This is a genomic window from Flavobacterium sp. GSB-24 (assembly GCF_027924665.1).
Taxonomy (GTDB): domain Bacteria; phylum Bacteroidota; class Bacteroidia; order Flavobacteriales; family Flavobacteriaceae; genus Flavobacterium.
The window spans coordinates 5,184,726-5,203,369 of sequence record NZ_AP027043.1 but is presented as its reverse complement, the minus strand read 5'-3'; the positions used below and the strand labels follow the sequence as shown (position 1 = coordinate 5,203,369).

General features: G+C 32.4%; 20 protein-coding genes. 13 read left to right on the top strand and 7 right to left on the bottom strand.

All coding sequences use genetic code 11. The features are described from left to right. From QMG60_RS21950 to QMG60_RS21915, 8 genes are all read left to right on the top strand, one after another. Positions 1-612 (top strand): fumarylacetoacetate hydrolase family protein, encoded by a 612-nt coding sequence (locus QMG60_RS21950; RefSeq protein WP_281866420.1) that lies wholly within the window; start codon positions 1-3, stop codon positions 610-612. Continuing rightward, positions 612-956: an Hpt domain-containing protein gene (locus QMG60_RS21945; RefSeq protein ID WP_057116875.1), complete on the top strand. Its 345-nt coding sequence runs from the start codon at positions 612-614 to the stop codon at positions 954-956. Before QMG60_RS21950 ends, QMG60_RS21945 begins: the two co-directional genes overlap by 1 nt. A 179-nt stretch (positions 957-1,135) precedes the next feature. Further along, positions 1,136-2,389 carry a CinA family nicotinamide mononucleotide deamidase-related protein gene (locus QMG60_RS21940; RefSeq protein WP_281866419.1) on the top strand — a complete coding sequence of 418 codons (1,254 nt, stop codon included), beginning with the start codon at positions 1,136-1,138 and terminating at the stop codon, positions 2,387-2,389. Between the two features lie 71 nt (positions 2,390-2,460). Next, on the top strand, positions 2,461-2,697 hold the full coding sequence (gene rpmB / locus QMG60_RS21935) for a 50S ribosomal protein L28 (protein WP_008468080.1): 237 nt from the start codon (positions 2,461-2,463) through the stop codon (positions 2,695-2,697). A 29-nt stretch (positions 2,698-2,726) separates the two neighbouring features. Continuing rightward, on the top strand, positions 2,727-2,909 hold the full coding sequence (gene rpmG / locus QMG60_RS21930) for a 50S ribosomal protein L33 (RefSeq protein ID WP_008253902.1): 183 nt from the start codon (positions 2,727-2,729) through the stop codon (positions 2,907-2,909). A 75-nt stretch (positions 2,910-2,984) separates the two neighbouring features. Continuing rightward, entirely contained in the window at positions 2,985-3,137 is a 153-nt protein-coding gene (locus tag QMG60_RS21925) for a DUF4295 domain-containing protein (RefSeq protein WP_008468081.1), read from the top strand. A gap of 218 nt (positions 3,138-3,355) precedes the next feature. Further along, complete coding sequence (ftsY, locus tag QMG60_RS21920; protein WP_113679751.1) at positions 3,356-4,309, top strand: signal recognition particle-docking protein FtsY; 954 nt, start codon at positions 3,356-3,358, stop codon at positions 4,307-4,309. Between the two features lie 6 nt (positions 4,310-4,315). Then, on the top strand, positions 4,316-4,495 hold the full coding sequence (locus QMG60_RS21915; RefSeq protein ID WP_281866418.1) for a hypothetical protein: 180 nt from the start codon (positions 4,316-4,318) through the stop codon (positions 4,493-4,495). A gap of 93 nt (positions 4,496-4,588) precedes the next feature. Here QMG60_RS21915 and QMG60_RS21910 read toward each other — a convergent pair whose 3' ends face one another. Together QMG60_RS21910 and QMG60_RS21905 are read right to left on the bottom strand one after the other, a co-directional pair. Continuing rightward, complete coding sequence (locus QMG60_RS21910) at positions 4,589-5,653, bottom strand: serine hydrolase (protein WP_281866417.1); 1,065 nt, start codon at positions 5,651-5,653, stop codon at positions 4,589-4,591. Positions 5,654-5,737: 84 nt separating this feature from the next. Then, a complete protein-coding gene (locus tag QMG60_RS21905) occupies positions 5,738-6,229 on the bottom strand; it encodes a hypothetical protein (RefSeq protein WP_281866416.1) in 492 nt (163 codons plus the stop codon). Between the two features lie 324 nt (positions 6,230-6,553). Between QMG60_RS21905 and QMG60_RS21900 the strand changes: the two genes are divergently transcribed. From QMG60_RS21900 to QMG60_RS21890, 3 genes are all read left to right on the top strand, one after another. After that, positions 6,554-6,994 carry a lipocalin family protein gene (locus QMG60_RS21900; RefSeq protein WP_057116870.1) on the top strand — a complete coding sequence of 147 codons (441 nt, stop codon included), beginning with the start codon at positions 6,554-6,556 and terminating at the stop codon, positions 6,992-6,994. Then, positions 6,975-7,271 carry a DUF721 domain-containing protein gene (locus QMG60_RS21895; RefSeq protein ID WP_057116869.1) on the top strand — a complete coding sequence of 99 codons (297 nt, stop codon included), beginning with the start codon at positions 6,975-6,977 and terminating at the stop codon, positions 7,269-7,271. The genes QMG60_RS21900 and QMG60_RS21895 overlap by 20 nt, the downstream gene beginning before the upstream one ends. A 128-nt stretch (positions 7,272-7,399) precedes the next feature. After that, complete coding sequence (locus QMG60_RS21890) at positions 7,400-8,119, top strand: hypothetical protein (RefSeq protein ID WP_281866415.1); 720 nt, start codon at positions 7,400-7,402, stop codon at positions 8,117-8,119. A gap of 76 nt (positions 8,120-8,195) precedes the next feature. Here QMG60_RS21890 and QMG60_RS21885 read toward each other — a convergent pair whose 3' ends face one another. From QMG60_RS21885 to bshC, 3 genes are all read right to left on the bottom strand, one after another. Further along, on the bottom strand, positions 8,196-8,615 hold the full coding sequence (locus QMG60_RS21885) for a nucleoside-diphosphate kinase (protein ID WP_012026941.1): 420 nt from the start codon (positions 8,613-8,615) through the stop codon (positions 8,196-8,198). Positions 8,616-8,845: 230 nt separating this feature from the next. Continuing rightward, complete coding sequence (locus QMG60_RS21880; protein ID WP_281866414.1) at positions 8,846-10,117, bottom strand: DUF5009 domain-containing protein; 1,272 nt, start codon at positions 10,115-10,117, stop codon at positions 8,846-8,848. A 121-nt stretch (positions 10,118-10,238) separates the two neighbouring features. Further along, the gene (gene bshC, locus QMG60_RS21875) at positions 10,239-11,828 is read right to left on the bottom strand and encodes a bacillithiol biosynthesis cysteine-adding enzyme BshC (protein ID WP_281866413.1); all 1,590 of its coding nucleotides are present in this window, start codon (positions 11,826-11,828) and stop codon (positions 10,239-10,241) included. A gap of 271 nt (positions 11,829-12,099) precedes the next feature. Between bshC and QMG60_RS21870 the strand changes: the two genes are divergently transcribed. After that, the gene (locus tag QMG60_RS21870; RefSeq protein ID WP_281866412.1) at positions 12,100-13,377 is read left to right on the top strand and encodes an MFS transporter; all 1,278 of its coding nucleotides are present in this window, start codon (positions 12,100-12,102) and stop codon (positions 13,375-13,377) included. A 71-nt stretch (positions 13,378-13,448) separates the two neighbouring features. Here QMG60_RS21870 and QMG60_RS21865 read toward each other — a convergent pair whose 3' ends face one another. Next, positions 13,449-15,518, bottom strand: coding sequence for a T9SS type B sorting domain-containing protein (locus tag QMG60_RS21865; protein WP_281866411.1), 2,070 nt, complete (start codon positions 15,516-15,518; stop codon positions 13,449-13,451). 135 nt (positions 15,519-15,653) lie between these two features. Here QMG60_RS21865 and QMG60_RS21860 point away from each other — a divergent pair, with 135 nt between their 5' ends. Then, on the top strand, positions 15,654-17,858 hold the full coding sequence (locus tag QMG60_RS21860) for a radical SAM protein (protein WP_281866410.1): 2,205 nt from the start codon (positions 15,654-15,656) through the stop codon (positions 17,856-17,858). Here QMG60_RS21860 and QMG60_RS21855 read toward each other — a convergent pair. Then, on the bottom strand, positions 17,855-18,619 hold the full coding sequence (locus QMG60_RS21855; protein WP_281866409.1) for an MBL fold metallo-hydrolase: 765 nt from the start codon (positions 18,617-18,619) through the stop codon (positions 17,855-17,857). The genes QMG60_RS21860 and QMG60_RS21855 overlap by 4 nt on opposite strands. Positions 18,620-18,644 lie beyond the last annotated feature (25 nt).

Sequence of the window (18,644 nt, the reverse complement as noted above, 5' to 3'; positions counted from 1 at the left end):
ATGAAAATTATCTGTGTCGGCAGGAATTATGCCAATCATATAGAGGAATTAAAAAACGAGCGTCCAACAGAACCAGTGGTTTTTATGAAACCTGATTCGGCAGTTTTGTTGAAACAGCATCCGTTTGTAATTCCAGAGTTTTCTGAAGATGTTCATCACGAACTTGAAATAATCGTAAAGATTAATAAGGTTGGAAAATATATTGAGCCTAAATTTGCTCATAAATATTATGATGAAATTAGTGTTGGAATCGATTTTACAGCACGTGATCTGCAGAGTAAATTAAAAGAAAAGGGACTTCCTTGGGAAAAAGCCAAAGCGTTTGACGGTTCGGCAGTTATTGGCGATTTTTTGCCAAAAACTAATTTTGTTTCTATGGAAAATCTTAATTTTGAATTGAAAAAAAATGCAGAGACAGTTCAAAAAGGAAATTCAAACATGATGCTTTGGAAAATAGATGAACTGGTTTCTTATGTATCTCAATTTTTTACATTGAAAATTGGAGATATTATTTTTACAGGAACGCCAGAAGGTGTTGCAACTGTAAAACCAAATGATGTTTTAGAAGGCTTTTTAGAAGATAAAAAATTATTCAGAATACAAGTAAAATAATGGCTTTAAAATACAACCTTTCGAAAGTGTATGCGCTTTCAGACAACGATCCTGAATTTGTAAACGAAATTTTAAATTTATTTGTTACAGAAGTTCCCGAAGATTTGAAACAAATTAAAGAGGGAATAAAGAAAAAGGATCATAAATATGCCTATTCATATGCGCACAAAATAAAGCCTACTTTAGATTTAATGGGACTAAATGTGGCTTTTGAAGAGATTTTGCAAGTTGAAGCTTGGACAAAAGCAGAAGGTAAGAAAAAAGATATAATTGAAACTTTTAAAAGTATTAAAATACAAGTTAAAGAAGCAATCAAAGAGATCAAAAAAGACTTTGATTTGTAAAATATAATACCCAGCCCAATTCTTGTTTTTATAAAGAATTGGGTTTTCTTGTCTAAATCTAAAAGATTCGTTTTTTGTGATTTGGATTAAATATGATGAATCTTATAAAAGTTCATCACGAATAACTTCTTCTTATAATAAACCTGTTCGTAATTACAGGTAATATTCCTTACATTGATATGAAAGCAGCAATTATAACAATTGGAGATGAAATCTTAATTGGCCAAATCGTAGATACAAATTCAGCTTTTATTGCCAAATCGCTTGATAGAATTGGAGTTGAAGTAATAGAAATGCTTTCGATCAGTGATGATAAAAGGCATATTTTGGACACTTTTGCCTTACTGCAAAACAAAGTGGATGTGGTAATTGTAACCGGCGGATTAGGGCCAACAAAAGATGATGTTACGAAAAAAACATTCTGTGACTACTTTAACGACGAATTGGTTGTAAATCCAGAGGTTTTGGCGCATGTAACGCAATTAATTGAAGGTTTTTATAAAAGACCAATTTCGCAGCTTAATAAAGATCAGGCTTTGGTTCCGTCAACTTGCACAGTATTGCATAATAAAGTGGGAACTGCTCCGGGAATGTGGATGAAAAAAGAAAATACCGTTTTTATTTCGCTTCCAGGTGTTCCTTATGAAATGAAATATTTGGTTGAAGAAGAAATAATTCCAAAAATAGTTCGTGAATATAAACGTCCATATATTATTCATAAAACCATTTTAACTTACGGTCAAGGTGAAAGTTTAGTTGCAGAACGTATTGAACATTGGGAAAATAATCTGCCTGAATTTATAAAACTTGCTTATCTGCCAAATCCAGGGCGCGTACGTCTAAGATTGACCGCAAGAGGAACAGATAAAGAGCTGTTGGAAACTGCAATAGAGGAAAATGTCCGTTCGTTAGATTTGATTATCCATGACATTATTGTGGGATATGAAGAGAACGAAACCATAGAATCTGTGGTTGGTAAAATTTTAACCAAACAAAATAAAACAGTTTCAACGGCAGAAAGTTTTACTGGTGGAAGAATCGCGTCGCTTTTATCGGCTGTTCCGGGCGCTTCAAGCTATTTTAAAGGAAGCGTGGTCTCTTATGCAACCGAAACTAAGATAAATGTTTTAGGAGTTTCAGAAGAAATAATTAAAAAGCATTCTGTGGTAAGTGCAGAAGTTGCATCTGCTATGGCTTTGAGTGTGAAAAACTTACTCAAAACCGACTACGGTATTGCTACGACTGGTAATGCGGGACCTTCAAAAGGTGATTCAGATGCAGAAATCGGTACTGTTTTTATTGCTTTGGCGACGCCGAACGAAGTAATTGTAGAAGAATTTAACTTCGGACAACCTCGTGAAAAAGTGGTAGATAGGGCAACAGTTAAGAGTTTAGAAATATTGCAGAAAGAAATTTTAAAATTTGTGCAATAATTTTTTGCTACAATGGTTTATTTTTCTTTTCTTTGCACCCTGATTTTGAATAACGATAAAAGATAAGTATAATGTCAAGAGTTTGTGACCTTACAGGTAAAAGAGCGATGGTAGGAAATAACGTTTCTCACGCTATGAACAAAACTAAGAGAAAGTTTTCTGTAAACTTAGTTAAAAAGCGTTTTTATCTTCCAGAAGAAGATAGATGGATTACTCTTAGAGTAGCAGCATCTACGATAAAAACAATTAATAAAAATGGAATCACTGCTGTTTTGAAAAAAGCACAGTCAGAAGGATTTATCAAATAATCTTTTCCTAAATAAAAATATATAGCAAGATGGCAAAGAAAGGTAATAGAATCCAAGTAATTTTAGAATGTACTGAGCACAAGACTTCTGGTGTTCCAGGAACTTCTAGATATATTACAACTAAGAACAAAAAAAATACTCCAGACAGATTAGAGATTAAGAAATTTAATCCAATCTTAAAAAGAGTAACTGTTCATAAAGAAATTAAGTAATAATTAGAGATTTTTGTAAATCTCGAATGGTTTAGCCATGAGAGTTTTATAAAAGCTTCAAATAACATTTGAATCATGGCAAAGAAAACCGTAGCATCGTTACAAACATCTTCTAAGAGATTATCAAAAGCCATCAAAATGGTAAAATCTCCTAAAACTGGTGCGTATACATTCGTAGAATCTATTATGGCTCCTGAAGAAGTTGATGAATTCTTGAAAAAGAAATAATTACAATTACATTATATAGAAAAGCTACTTTCTTTCGGAAGTAGCTTTTTTATTACCTATATTTGTCTATAAATTTAAAGAAACGCAGTAATTGACTTTTTTTAATATGAATTTCTGTTTAAATTAAGGTTAATTGAAAAACAATTGCACTTTCTTTAAAGATTTGGATTTCTGATCTAAACAATCAAGAGATCTAATAAATCTAAAAATCTACTAAAATGAGTTTTTTTAAAAAATTATTCTCTACCGAAAAAAAAGAGACTTTAGACAAAGGTCTTGAAAAAACAAAAACTACTTTTTTCTCTAAGTTAAGTAAAGCCATTGCTGGAAAATCTAAAGTTGATGATGATGTTTTAGATAATCTGGAAGAAATTCTTGTAGCTTCAGATGTTGGCGTAAATACAACTTTAAAAGTAATTTCAAGAATTGAAAAGCGTGTTGCTGAAGATAAATATTTAGGAACAGATGAATTGAACCAAATTCTTAGAGAAGAAATAGGAGCTTTATTATCTGAAACCAATACAGGTGAAGCAACTGAATTTGAAATTCCGAAAGATAAAAAACCTTACGTTTTAATGGTTGTTGGAGTTAACGGTGTTGGTAAAACTACAACAATTGGTAAGCTGGCTTATCAATTTAAAAAAGCAGGTCACAAAGTTGTTTTGGGTGCGGCAGATACTTTTCGTGCTGCAGCAATTGACCAATTACAAGTTTGGGCTGATAGAGTTGATGTGCCTATTGTAAGACAAAATATGGGAAGTGATCCAGCTTCTGTAGCTTTTGATACTTTACAGTCTGCAGTTGCTCAAAATGCTGATGTTGTAATTATAGATACCGCAGGACGTCTTCATAATAAAATCAATTTAATGAACGAATTGACCAAGGTAAAGCGTGTAATGCAAAAAGTTGTTGCCGATGCGCCTCACGATGTACTTTTGGTTTTAGATGGTTCTACAGGACAAAATGCTTTTGAGCAGGCAAAACAATTTACAGCGGCGACAGAGGTTACTTCATTGGCTGTAACTAAATTGGACGGAACTGCAAAAGGCGGCGTTGTAATTGGAATATCAGATCAATTTCAAATCCCGGTAAAATATATTGGTGTCGGCGAAGGAATTGAAGATTTACAAGTCTTTAATAAGTATGAATTTGTTGATAGTTTCTTTAAATAATTTAAAATGAGTTTTGAGTCTATAAAAAATATACCAGCGATTGCTTTTTATTTTGCAAGCGTTATTTGTTTTGTTTTGGCAAATGTATTGAGAGATAACAATCTTTCTTTTTATTATATTTTGCTAGTGGCTGGTATAATTTTATTCTTTTTAGGTATTTTGAAAAGAATAAAAACTAATCGTTAGTTTTTTAGTAGAATTTTATTTCTAAAAAAAAATATTGAGCTTTTAAATATAAAAAGGGTCTTTAAGACATTTTATATTTAAAAGCTCATTTTTTTATTGATACAAAGCATTAATCTTTTCCCATAAAGTTTTATCAAAATCTGATAAAGCTAGATTTACATTGTCGGCTGCGTCTCCCATTCTAATTACAACCATTTTCTTGCTTGGAACGACATATATTTTTTGATCGTTTTTTCCTAAAGCCATGAACATGTCATTTGGACCAGTCGGAATTACGCTTCCTTGAAATGTAAGCTGCGATTGTGGTAAATGATAAGAGCTTTTGCCGTTTAGCCACCATAAATAACCATATCCTAGATTAATATTTTGTGATGTGGCGGTTGCTTCATTAAAAAAAGATTCGTTCAAGATTACATTGTTTTCCCATTTTCCTTTATTCAGCATTAATAATCCAAAGCGCGCCATACTTCTTGTGGTACTTGTATAAACGCTGTTTACTCCAATCTGTACCCAAGTACCATTCATGCCTATTTTATCTCTTAATTTGGCATTGAAATAATTCTCCCAGCTTTGTCCGCTGGCTTTTGCAACAACATCTTGTAGTTTTACATAAACATTATGGTAAGCCCATCTTGTTCCTGCATCAGCTTTATAAATTAAATTGGCTGGTTCAACTTCATCGGTACTGTCATCTAATCCAGAAGTCATAGAGAGTAAATTTTTGCAGGTAATTTGGTTTTCTTGAGCAATTGTTTCGCTTGTCCAGCCAGTTCCAATGTAGTCGGATACTTTATTGTTAATGTTTAGTAATCCTTCTTGCTGCGCAATTCCAGTTAATGTTGAAGTTAAAGTTTTTCCGGCGCTTGCCCAATACCAATTTGTTGTGGCTGTATGATTGTTGAAATAATTTTCTAAAACAATTCGTCCGTTTACTAAAATCATAAACGATTTGGAATGTTTTAGTTCTAAGTAATCTAGCAGTGGTTGAACTGCATTTTGATTCCATTTTAAATCAGTCAGCGATTTTGTTTCCCAAGCATTTCCAGTTAAAGGAGGGAAATACATTGTTTCTGTTGGAGTTGAATCTGGTTCTGTTGAATCTTTACTACAGCTTATAAACGATAAGGCCGCTAGAATTGTACAAATAGTTTTAGTCATGTTTTTTGGTTTTGGTTTAGGGTTTGACTAAAAATATATAAAATAGTTTAATGTTAATAAACTTATTTCTTGTTATGTGGAAATTTACTGATCATCAGATCCCCATTTTGTACCATCAACAAAGACAATATAATAAGCTCTAATTTTAGTTATTTTATCAGCATCTGTAGAAAAGTCTTCCCAGAATTCTGTTCTGCTTTCGCCAGATTTTATTAAGGATATTACCTTTTCAGTAAATCTTCCGTCGGCATAAAAATATCTTCCATTTGCGGGTTTGTCAAATGCATTTTTACAGAACCATTCAAATTTAATGGCTTTAATATTTTTCTTTCCTGAGTTTTTGTAAATTAATTTCAGGTCTTTGTGATTGGAATAGTCGTTTTTTAATAATGTAGCTGCTGTAATTTTTATGGGTGAAACTTCTTTTTTGCTTTTTAAAGAATCGTTTTTTATTGGGTCAGTATCTTTTAAGTTTGAAGTGATTGTCTCTACACTTTGTTTCTTAGTTTTTTCTGGCTTTTCGCATTTTGAGAATATTAGTATTGGACTAAAAAGTAATATCAATATTTTTTTCATCTTTTTTGTAGAGATTTTCAAAAGTAATTTGGATTTGAAATTCATTAAAAATGTGAATATCTTTTGCCTTTAAAAGTTTTTATGTTGTTAAAATAGGGTAATTATTATAAGGGGTATTAAAAAGATTGTTTTGGATAGGCTCAATAAATTAAGAGATAAAGCATTTCTTTTGATGATTATAAGTTTATCTTTGTAGTTCGCTAAAAATTTCTTTTGAAAACTGAAGCACTAGCCCTGATGGAAGCGGCATCCTTTTACTTTTTTCTTTAAAAAGAAAAAGATATAGCGGACAGCAGGTATCAGCTCCTTAATATTATAATAATTATGAAGAACACTTTTATGATCTTGGTTTTGTCAATCTTGTTTGTAAGTTGTAAACAAGAAATAAAACCGACGGATATTACTAAACTAAACGGTTATTGGGAAATTGAAAAAGTAGTTTTTGACAAAGGCGAGCAGAAGGATTATAAAATGAATGAAACATTTGATTTCTTTCAAATTAAAAATAATAAAGGTGTTCGAACGAAGGTAATGCCGCAGTTTGACGGGACATTTTTAACGACAGATACATTTGAAAATGTATCAGTTCGCTTTGCTGGGGAACATGTCTTTTTAGATTATAAAACAGATTATGCAAAATGGAGTGAAGAAATTATTTCGCTTTCTGATGAGCAGTTAGTGGTTAAAAATCCACAAAAAATAGAATATCATTATAAAAAAGCGGGACCAATTAATCTATTGAATGATGGCGAAAAGAATAAATAACGAGTCTACAATAAGTGCAGTTTTGCAGCAAATTATTCAGGTGAATAAATTACAGCCTGGAATGGATCAAATCGATGTTCGTGATGCTTGGAAAAGCCTTATGGGCAGTGGCGTAAATACTTATACAAGAAATGTTGTCCTAAAAGGCAGTACACTTTATGTAGAATTAGGATCTGCAGTTTTGCGTGAGGAATTAAGCCACGGAAAATCTAAAATTGTTAAAATGATTAATGAGGAGTTAGGACGCGAGGTAGTAAAAGAGGTAATTTTGAGATAGCTCTTTTTAATAGGATTATTTTTAAAATAAAATAACACTTCTATTGTGGAGTGTTTTTTTTTGCGATACATTTGCGCGTTATTTTTTGTAAGTAACATCCCTTTAATAACCCAATAATTTAACAAACAATGAAAAATTTTTTACTTATTTTAACCGTATTATTTGCCTTAACTGCTTATTCTCAAAAGAAGAAAGTTGCTGTAGTTTCTTTTTACACTGACAAAACAATAGATCTTTCAGATTTAGGTTTAAATAGCATTGCAGCAGTAACAGATTTAGGAAATAATCCAAATTTTAACCTAGCGCCTATTTTAGAGAAGTATCATAATGCTTTTTTTAATGATTATGCTAAAAAATTTCCGTTTGATTTAGTTCCAGAAAGTGAAGTAACACAAAAACAAGAATATATTGATTTTACTCCAAAATTTGCTAGAGAAGGAGATGCAGGAAGCACTATCATTAATTATCCAGGATATAAATATATATATGAAGGAATAAATGGTTCAACTAATGAAGTAGCATCTGCTAAAATTTTTAGTGAGAAGGCTGACGGAGTTTTATTTACAGAAATTCATTTCGCTTTGCAAAAAGGATTTGCAGTTGGCGGAACTGGAACCGTTAAAATGAGAGCTTATGCAAGAATCGCTTTATATGACAAAAATGGAAAAAAAGTATTTGCATTTAATGAAGGAGCAAATTCTAAGAAAACTGGAACAATTGTAGGAGGAATACCTGTTTTGTCTTTTGATAAAGTATTACCAATGTGTGAAAGTGCATTAGATGAGCTTCTAAAAGATTTAGATGGAAAAATTGAGAAAATGGTGAAAAAGACGTCTGATAACCTTTAATCCATTTATAATTAAAAAATAAAAACCCGCTTCAATTGAAGCGGGTTTTTTATTTGATTGAAAATCAAAATTCTTATTAGAATTGCTCTCTTCCTGCAAAGTGGAATGCGCTTTCGATAGCAGCGTTTTCGTCGCTGTCAGATCCGTGAACTGCATTTTCTCCGATTGAAGTAGCGTATGCTTTACGAATAGTTCCTTCAGCAGCTTCAGCAGGGTTTGTAGCTCCAATTAAAGTTCTGAAATCTTCTACTGCGTTATCTTTTTCTAAAATAGCAGCAACAATTGGTCCGCGTGACATGAATTCAACTAATTCTCCGTAGAAAGGTCTTTCTGCGTGAACTGCGTAAAATGCTTTTGCATCAGCTACAGTTAGTTGAGTTAATTTTAATGAAACGATTTTGAAACCACCATTAGTAATCATTGCTAAGATATTCCCGATGTGTCCGTTTGCAACAGCATCTGGTTTAATCATTGTAAAAGTTCTATTTGTTGCCATTTTATATTTTATTAAATTTTGTGCAAAAGTATACTTTTTTTATCAATTGATTTTAATAAATTCATAATTAAAACTTGATAGAAAGGTGTTTTGGTTAATAAAAATGTCTTTTGAGAACCATTTAAGTAATAATTAGCGATATGCTGTCGTGCATTTAATATAAAAAGCATAATTATAATAATAAAAAATACACTTTGGTATGTCTTTATATTAGATCTAGTTAAATTGTTTTATACTTTGAAAATCAGTTTGTTTCTGTAAAAAATCCATAAAATAAATGTCCAGATTGCTACATAAGTTAAAGCACCTGCGAGAGATGCTGTCATTGGATTGCTGAAAAATGGTGCAATTCTGAAGCGGTATAAATAATCTAAAAGATTGGTTTGTTCTTGTGGGTTTTGCGGATTTTGAAATCGAATCATAGTCAATGCCTGCGGAATAATCTGTGAAGCAAAGAATACAATCATTGGATTTACACCCCAGATAACAAATAACTTAAAACCTTTTTTATATTCGGCAATATCAATTATATAATACAGTAAAGCGAGACAAGTTGAAGCTAAACCTGTAGTATACAAAACATAACTGCTGCTCCAAAGTGATTTATTAATTGGAAATACAAAATTCCAAATTAATCCTCCGATAATTAAAGCGATTCCGGCAATTGCCATTTTTTTTGCCTTTTCGGTTTTTAATATATTTTGCAGTAATAGTTGCCCTATCAGTAAACCAATAATTCCGTTTACAATTGACGGAATCGTGCTCAAAATTCCTTCAGGATCCCAAGTATTAGTTTCATGGTACATATGTCCTTTTAGAAGTATACTGTCGACCCAGGCTGCTAAATTGGTTCCTCGTTCTAAATTAGCTTCTCCAATTCCAGGAACAGGAATTAAAGTCATAACTGCCCAATATCCTAGAAGCAAAATAGCTCCCGTAATAATTTGTGTTTTCTTGGAGGTTTTTAAATATAAAAGTGAAACAACAAAATAGACTATTGCAATACGTTGTAAAACTCCTGGAAGTCTAACGTCTTGGTAGTTTTCGAAACCGCCGTAGGCTAAAATGAGATAGATTAGTAATATACTGAAAGCTAAAATATTTTTTACTTTAGTACTAAAACTTCCCATTAAGGCATATCCAACAGCAATTGTTACTGCTAGTCTAGCAATAAGTAACGGAATTCCGTCTAGACCAAATAATTGAATTTTTCCAAAGAAGTTAAAAAATATACCAAGACAGAACATTCTTAGAGAGCGAATGAGTATTTTATTAAATGTAGTACCGTCGTAAATTTTGTCCGGCATTGCAAGTGGAACTGCAACTCCCATTATAAATATAAAAAACGGAAATACAAGATCGGTTGGTGTACAGCCGTTCCAGTGTGCGTGTAAAAGCGGCGGATAAACATTTCCCCAGTCACCGGGATTGTTTACAATAGTCATTAATAGAATAGTCAGTCCGCGAAAGACATCAAGCGAAATTAGGCGTTCTCTTACCATTTGGTTAGTTAGTTAATAGGTTATAAAAATAATTCTATTTGGTTTGAGAGAGCAATAATCTCGGAAATGAGCTGGTTATTTGTTCCGAAATACTTACTTTAATTTTTTAAAGATAATTATTTTAGGTGATTATGATGTTAAAATTATTTTCCAAGGGTTTTAATTTCTGAATTAAAAGCGGAATTAGCTGTTCTCCATTTTCTAGATAAAATTCAGAGAAGTTTGCCTGACGTTCTTGAAGACTATAATTCGGAAACAATTCGCATTGCAAATCAGTTACACGCTGTAATTGATCTTGGAGTTTTCTCTTTTGAGCTTTTAACAAACGTTTTTCCAGATTTTCTAAACCTTTTTTCTGCTTTACTTCTTGTGCTTTTACAGCGCCACTAAAAGATTTGTCGGTCTTTTCAGCCAATTCAAAAAGGTAATTAAATTGCTTTTCAAGCGCTTCTTTTTGTTCAGTTAAATCAATTGGAAAAGGAGATAGTTTACGGGTAATAGTATTAATTAAAACTTCAGATTTACTAAATAAATCTTTCCAGCTTAAATTTAAATTATCAGCTTTTTTAGCTTGTTTTTCTGTAGCTAAAAGAACCGAATTTCGAACCAATAAGATCGGGAAAGTAATGTTTACGGCATCAAAAAATGCTTTTAATTCTAACCAATAAGCAATTTCACCGCCTCCGCCAATGTAGCAAAGATTTGGCAGAATAATTTCCTGATATAACGGACGCATGATTACATTTGGACTGAATTTTTCAGGATTGCTGTCAACTAATTTTAGAATTTCTTCTTTAGAGAATGAAATTTTAGTGTTGTTAACCCAATATTTATCATCTTCAAAAATTATTCGTTCGCGGAGTTTATCTTCTATATAAAATAAATTAATTTCTCTCGGATTTACCTGAATAGTATAATCTGAAAGATTTTCAATCGATTTTTGAACTTCCTTAAATGACGTTTGATTTTCTAACTCATTTTTTACATATGGAATAAAAACACGCTTTAAATCGGTATTGTCAGCATCTATAATAACTAAACCGTAATTTGAAAAAAGACTATTTGCCAAGAAACGTGTAGCATCAGCCAGATTTTCATGTTTTAAATAGGCTTCTTCAAATAGATCTTTTAAAGTATTTGCATTTGAGCTTGAACCTAATTCTTTAGAATAAACTTCAAATAAATCTTCTAGCCCTTTTGTAGATAATCTGCCAACAGGACCTGTACTTTCGGCATTCCAACGGATTTTTTTTCCTTTAAAATTAAAATAATTAATTTCTTCAAAATCGTGATCTTCTGTAGCCATCCAATATACAGGTACAAAATTATAAGAAGGATATTTCGATTTTAATTCTTTAGTTAAATTAATAGTAGAGATAATTTTATATAAGAAATACAACGGGCCAGTGAATATATTTAATTGGTGGCCAGTTGTAATTGTAAACGTATTTTCTAACGCTAAAAGAGTGATGTTATGTTGAGTTGATTCTGAAATATCAATATTTTCATATTGTTTTTTTAAAGTATCAACTAATGCAGTTCTATTATTGTTATCAAAATTAGATGCTTTTTCTGCAATCTGTTTTTCGAAATTTTCCAGTGTAGGGAAGTTGTTGTACAGCGGTTTTAATTCTGTTTTTTGATCTAAATAATCTTGCATCAATTTAGAAAAATATCCAGAAGATTGAAAGCTGATACAGTCGGTAGGCATAATTTTAAATTTATTTTTGACAGCTGTAAATTTAATGAAAATATACAGTTAAAAAGTCTTTTAACGATTGCTTAAGATTTGATTTTTAAATTTTCTTTTAAAGTTCCTGTAATCAAGTTTTTAAAAACAGATCAAATGCTTATTTTTAAAATATAAAATACATGAAATTTGTTAAAAAGCATAAGTGTTCTAAAACTAATTCTATTAAAGATAAATTATTGGTAATGAAACTATATTTTTGTAATCAAAAAAAAAGTTATATCTATTTTACATGAAAACGAACCCGAATCAAAAGAACTCCCTAAAACATGTTCTTTTTGGAAGCCTTATTGGCACGACAATCGAATTTTTTGATTTTTATATTTATGCCAACGCCGCGGTGTTGGTTTTCCCTCAGTTATTTTTTCCAAGTTCAGATTCTACAATGGCGACATTAGAATCTTTAGCTACTTTTTCAATTGCATTTTTATCCCGTCCGTTAGGTTCTGCTTTTTTTGGACATTATGGAGATAAAATCGGTCGTAAATTTACTTTGGTTGCAGCTTTGCTGACTATGGGAATTTCGACAGTTACAATCGGATTTTTGCCAAGTTACGCCAGTATTGGTGTTGCCGCTCCATTATTATTGATGCTATGCCGTTTCGGTCAAGGTGTTGGTTTAGGAGGCGAATGGGGAGGAGCAGTTTTATTGGCGATAGAAAATGCACCGCCAAATAAACGTGCTTGGTACGGAATGTTTCCACAATTGGGCGCTCCAATAGGTTTGTTACTTTCTGGTGGAACTTTTCTACTATTAACGGATTCTATGAGCAATGAGGATTTTATGGAGTATGGGTGGAGAATTCCGTTTATTGCCAGTTCGCTTTTGGTAATAGTAGGTTTTTATATTAGAACCAAAATTACGGAAACCCCTTCTTTTGAAAATTCTAAAAAAGAACACGAAGAAGTAAAAGTCCCATTTTTAGAATTAGTTAAATCATATAAAAATCAACTTATTTTTGGAACCTTTGCAGCGATTACAACCTTTTTAGTTTTTTACTTAATGACAGTTTTTACATTAAGCTGGGCAACTTCGGACTTAGGAATTGTAAAAAGAGATGGTTTATTAATACAATTATTTTCGGTATTGTTTTTTGCTATTTTTATTCCAGTTTCGGCTGTAGTGGCTGATAAAATCGGACGTCGTAAAATGCTTATTATTGCGACGGCGGCAATCGCAATTTTCGGCTTTTTCTTTTCTTACTTTTTAAGCTCAGGAAATATTGTTTTAGTGACCACATTTGCCTGCATAGGAATGGCTTTAATGGGATTTACTTACGGCCCGCTTGGAACTTTTCTATCTGAGTTATTTCCAACAAACGTTCGTTATTCAGGTGCTTCACTAACTTTTAATATGGCAGGAATTCTAGGCGCTGCTTTCGCACCTATGATTGCGATTTGGCTGGCTTCAACTTACAGTGTGAGTTACGTAGGTTTGTATTTAACAGCTGCTGCGTTTATTTCTTTAATTTCATTTTTGGTAATTAGTAAAGACGAGCATAAATTTTAATTTATACCTAGACAATAAGATTTAAGCAAAGTCCGCAACGTATTAATTTACCTTGCGGACTTTCTGTTTATTTATCTTTTTAAACTAAAATGACCCCTAAATTCTGTTCCATTTAATCTTTTTACAATAAACCAATAATCTGCGGCAGGTTCTTGATGACCGAGATAGGTTCCGTCCCAAGAAGCGCTTGGAGCTAATTCTTTAATGAATTTTCCATATCTGTCAAAAATTTTAATTCCTGTATTTGGTGCTAAATAATCTGGATCAATTGTCCAAAGGTCATTAAAGCCATCACCATTTGGAGTGAAAAATTTCGGAAAAGGAAGTTGCTCAACTAAATTGATACAATCACCAGTTGTTGCTTCTAAAATATTTATTGTAATTGGAATTCTATTACTTTCGCAATTGCTTATGGTTTGAGAAGCATAATAGGTAATTCCATTTTCTAGGAATATTTCTTCAGATAAAGTATTATTTGAGGAAGTACTTTCATACCATTTTATATTTTGTCCAATAATTTCAATATCATTAATGGTAGCATTTTTTTGAATGCAAAATTGCTGTGGAGAATTAGCAATTGGATTTGGTGTATCTTGAATTTTTACAGTAATTGCTAATCTTTCGCTTTCGCAGTTGTTTAGAGTTTGCGAAACATAATAAGTTCTATCGTTTTCCAGTACAGTTGTACTTGGTAAAGAATATGCGGAAAAGCCGGTGTCGTACCATTTTATATTTTGTCCAATAATTTGAACATCACTTAAAGTTGCATTTTGTTGTGTGCAGAAAGATTGTGAGAGATCGGCAATTGGTTCTGCGGTATTGCAAACATTAAATTTAAGAATCCAAAAATCTTGCAGACCACTTTTGTTTTCAGTTTTGTCTCCAGAAATATCAGATTGTGACCAGCCGGCAATAACATAAGAACCATCATTAGATTGAACTATAGACTGGGTCTGATCAACACTAGAACCTCCAAAAGCCTTATCCCATTCCAATATATTATTTGAATCTAGTTTTATAATCCAATAATCGCGGTTACCTTGAGAAGCTTCTGTTTTCATTCCAGAAATTCCTGAGTAAGACATTATTCCTAGAACCAAACCATTATCAGATGTTAATCTCATATTAGAAAAAATTTCAGTATCATCGCCTCCAAAATTCTTCTGCCAAATTAATTGTCCATTGTTATTTAATTTTACAAGCCAGACATCATTAGAGTTATTTATAGTGTTTTCTGTTTTATCACCTGATATTCTAGAAGAAGAATCTCCACCAATAAAATAGTTTCCATCAGCTGTTGCTATTATTGATTTTGCATAATCTCCATTATTTCCGCCAATAGTATTTTGCCAAATGATGGATCCGTCAAGATCAAGTTTTAAAATCCAGTAATCAAAAATTCCTTTGGAATTTTGAGTTTTGTCACCAGATATATTAGAACTTGAAGATGAGACTACAACATACTTATGATCATTTGTTTTACTGATAGATGAAATTAAATCGGCAGCATTTCCTCCAATTGTTTTTTGCCAGACTATTGTCCCTAGATTATCTATCTTGATAACCCAGATGTCAATACTGCCTTTCGAGTTTTCATTTTTATCGCCAGAAATATTAGAATCAGATTCTCCACCAATTAAATAACCTCCGTCTTCAGTTTCAATTATACATGTTAATCTATCTGTACCAGTTCCTCCATATGTTTTGTCCCAAACGATATTTCTATTAGAATCAAGCTTTACAACCCAATAGTCGTCACCTCCTTTAGTATTTTGAGTTTTTTCGCCAGAAATTCCAGACGAGCTATATCCGCCTAATATGTAACCTCCATCTGTGGTTTCTTTCGCAGAAACTAAGTGGTCGTTGCTAGTACCGCCAATAGTTTTTTGCCATAACAAATTACCAGTTAAATCATCAAGTTTAAAAAACCAAAAATCATTTTGTCCTCTTGAGTTTTCATTTTTATCTCCAGAAATATTTGAGTATGAATATCCTCCAGAAATGTAATTTCCGTCACTTGTTTTTTCTATGAAGTCACACCAATCATAATCATTACCACCAATAGTATTTTGCCATTGAATATTTTGTGCTGTAATTGATGCTGTGAAGAATATGAAATATAAAAGTAAAGTTTGTTTCATTTGACTATTTTGGATGTCGACAAATGTAGTTAAATATCCTACAATACAAAATCAGAAACTTAAAACAGAGCGGCTAAAAATCTTTAACTTAAAAGTCTCCAAATATCTCGTATTTTTGCAAAAAAATAATTCCTCTTGAAAACGAAACTTTTTGTAATTACGCCTCCTTTTACCCAACTGAATACTCCGTATCCGGCAACGGCATATATAAAAGGTTTTCTGAATACCAAAAATATCGAATCGGCTCAGGCTGATTTGGGGATTGATGTGATTTTAGAATTGTTTTCGAAAAAAGGATTAATTGATTTGTTTCAAGTTTCAAGTTTCAGATTTGAAGTTGCAAACATTGAAGTTTCAGATAATTCCAAGAGAATTTTTGCTTTACAAGACGAATACATCAAGACGATTGATTCTGTAATTCAGTTTTTGCAGGGGAAAAATCCAACTTTGGCATTGCAGATTTGTCAGGAAGATTTTCTGCCGGAAGCTTCTCGTTTTGCACAGTTAGAAGAACTCGATTGGGCTTTTGGAACAATGGGAACACAGGATAAAGCCAAACACTTAGCAACTTTATACCTCGAAGACATTTCCGATTTTATTGTTGAATGTGTCGACGATAATTTTGGTTTCAGCAGATATGCCGAACGTTTAGGCCGAAGTGCAAATTCTTTTGATGAATTGTACGAAGCACTTCAACAGAAACCAACTTATATTGATTCGATTTTGATTTCGCTTTTGAAAGCAAAAATTGAAGCTATAAAACCAACTTTGTTTTTAATTTCAGTTCCTTTTCCTGGAAATTTATACAGTGCTTTTCGTTGCGCACAATGGGTAAAACAGAATCATCCCGAAATTAAAATTTCGATGGGAGGCGGTTTCCCAAATACAGAATTGCGTTCAATTTCTGACAAACGTGTTTTTGAATTTTTCGATTTTATCACTTTAGACGACGGAGAAGTTCCAATTGAAGAATTAATTTTTAACTTAGAAAATCCAGATTACAATTCTTATAAAAGAACTTTTTTATTGGAAAATGGAGAAGTAGTTTATAAAAATAATTCCTTAAAACACGACTACAAACAAGCTTATGTAGGAACTCCAGATTATTCAGATCTGCCGTTGGATAAATATATTTCAGTAATTGAAATTGTAAATCCGATGCATAGAATGTGGAGTGACGGACGTTGGAATAAGCTTACAATGGCGCACGGCTGTTATTGGGGAAAATGTACTTTCTGCGATATTTCATTAGATTATATAAAAGTCTACGAACCCGTTGCAGCAAGTCTGCTTTGTGATCGAATGGAAGAATTGATCGAACAAACTGGACAAAACGGATTCCATTTTGTTGATGAAGCTGCACCGCCGGCTTTAATGCGTGCTTTGGCGCTTGAAATTCTAAAAAGAAAACTGGCCGTAACCTGGTGGACGAATATTCGCTTTGAAAAAAGTTTTTCAAAAGATTTATGTTTACTGCTAAAAGCTTCTGGTTGTATTGCTGTTTCTGGTGGTTTGGAAGTAGCCTCAGATCGATTATTAAAATTAATTGATAAAGGTGTAACTGTAGAACAGGTCGCGAAAGTGACTCGAAATTTTACTGAAGCCGGAATTATGGTTCATGCGTATTTAATGTACGGATATCCAACGCAGACCATTCAGGAAACAGTTGACAGTCTCGAAATGGTGCGTCAATTGTTTGAAGCAGGAGTTTTACAATCTGGATTTTGGCATCAATTTGCTTTAACAGCACATAGTCCTGTCGGATTATATCCTGCAAAATTTGGCGTAACCAAAAAAACAGAAGCAATTGGAACTTTTGCCAATAATGATATTGATTACACAGATTCTACAGGAATTAATCATGATAAATTCAGTTTCGGATTAAAGAAATCACTTTTTAATTTCATGCACGGAATCTGTTTTGATTATGAATTGCAAGACTGGTTTGATTTTAAAATTCCGAAAACCAAAATTCATCCCGATTTTATTTTTGATGCACTTCAGGAACAAAATGATTTCAATACAAAACCAAATGCAAAAGTGGTTTGGCTTGGCGGAAAACCATCTGCTGAAATTTTTATAAAATCGAAAAAAGGAAGAAGCTGGGAAATGATGTCTTTAACCTTTCACGATAAAAAAGAAAGTTTCAATATTCAAACCAGCAAAGAAGAAGGGGAGTGGCTGATTTCAATCTTGTCTAAAATTTCAATTTCAAGTGCTAAAAATTATACCTTTCAAGAAGTGAAAAATGATTTCGAAACTTCATTAGAAGATTTCGAATTATTTTGGTATTCTAAACCTATAAATACGCTTCGTGAATTTGGATTATTAGTGCTTTAATACTCCAAACATTCACCATCTTTAGGAATAGACGTTTTTATTAAAAGCCCATGATCTGAAAGAGCAGATCGTAATTGCAATCTAGTTGTTGGGCAATGATTTAAAGCTTCTAAATGATTGGCAAGAACTTTTCCTGGAGCAAGGGTTGCAAATTTCAAAATGTCATCCATTCGCATTAATAATGGCTGTCCGATATCTAATCGCGCAGTACCGCAGGCGACAATCGAAATATCTGGTTTTAGCTGTGTTAGAACTTTTTCGACATGTTCGGTAAAAATAGTGTCAGAGCTTATATAAATTGATTTTTGATCTGCCAATTCGATAAGAAATCCCATGACATTTCCCATAAGTTTAGAGATAAAACCGTAACCATGAATGGCAGGAATTCCAGTTATTTTTCCGTCTAAAAATTTTTGAGGTTCCCAATATTCTAAAGTTTGAATAACAGTCAGTCCTCTTTGAAGAAGTGCTTTTTCGTCCTTTGAACTGCAGATTACAGGAACACTTTTTCTTCGTAAAAATACTTCGCCGGCTTTATCAATATGATCTGGATGCAAATGAGTAATTAAGCAATGTGTAACCCGGCTTAATATTTCTCGGCTGTTTTTTGGCAGTGCCACCAGCGGATTTCTTTTGGGCTTGTATCTAAAAATAGTAAAAGGCGGAATTGTTTTTCTTTTGCCTAACATTGGGTCCACTAAAATGACATGCTTTTCTGTTTCAATCACCAAAGTAGCATTTCGCAAATGATGTAATTTCATATCAAGGAAATTTAGATATTAAAAA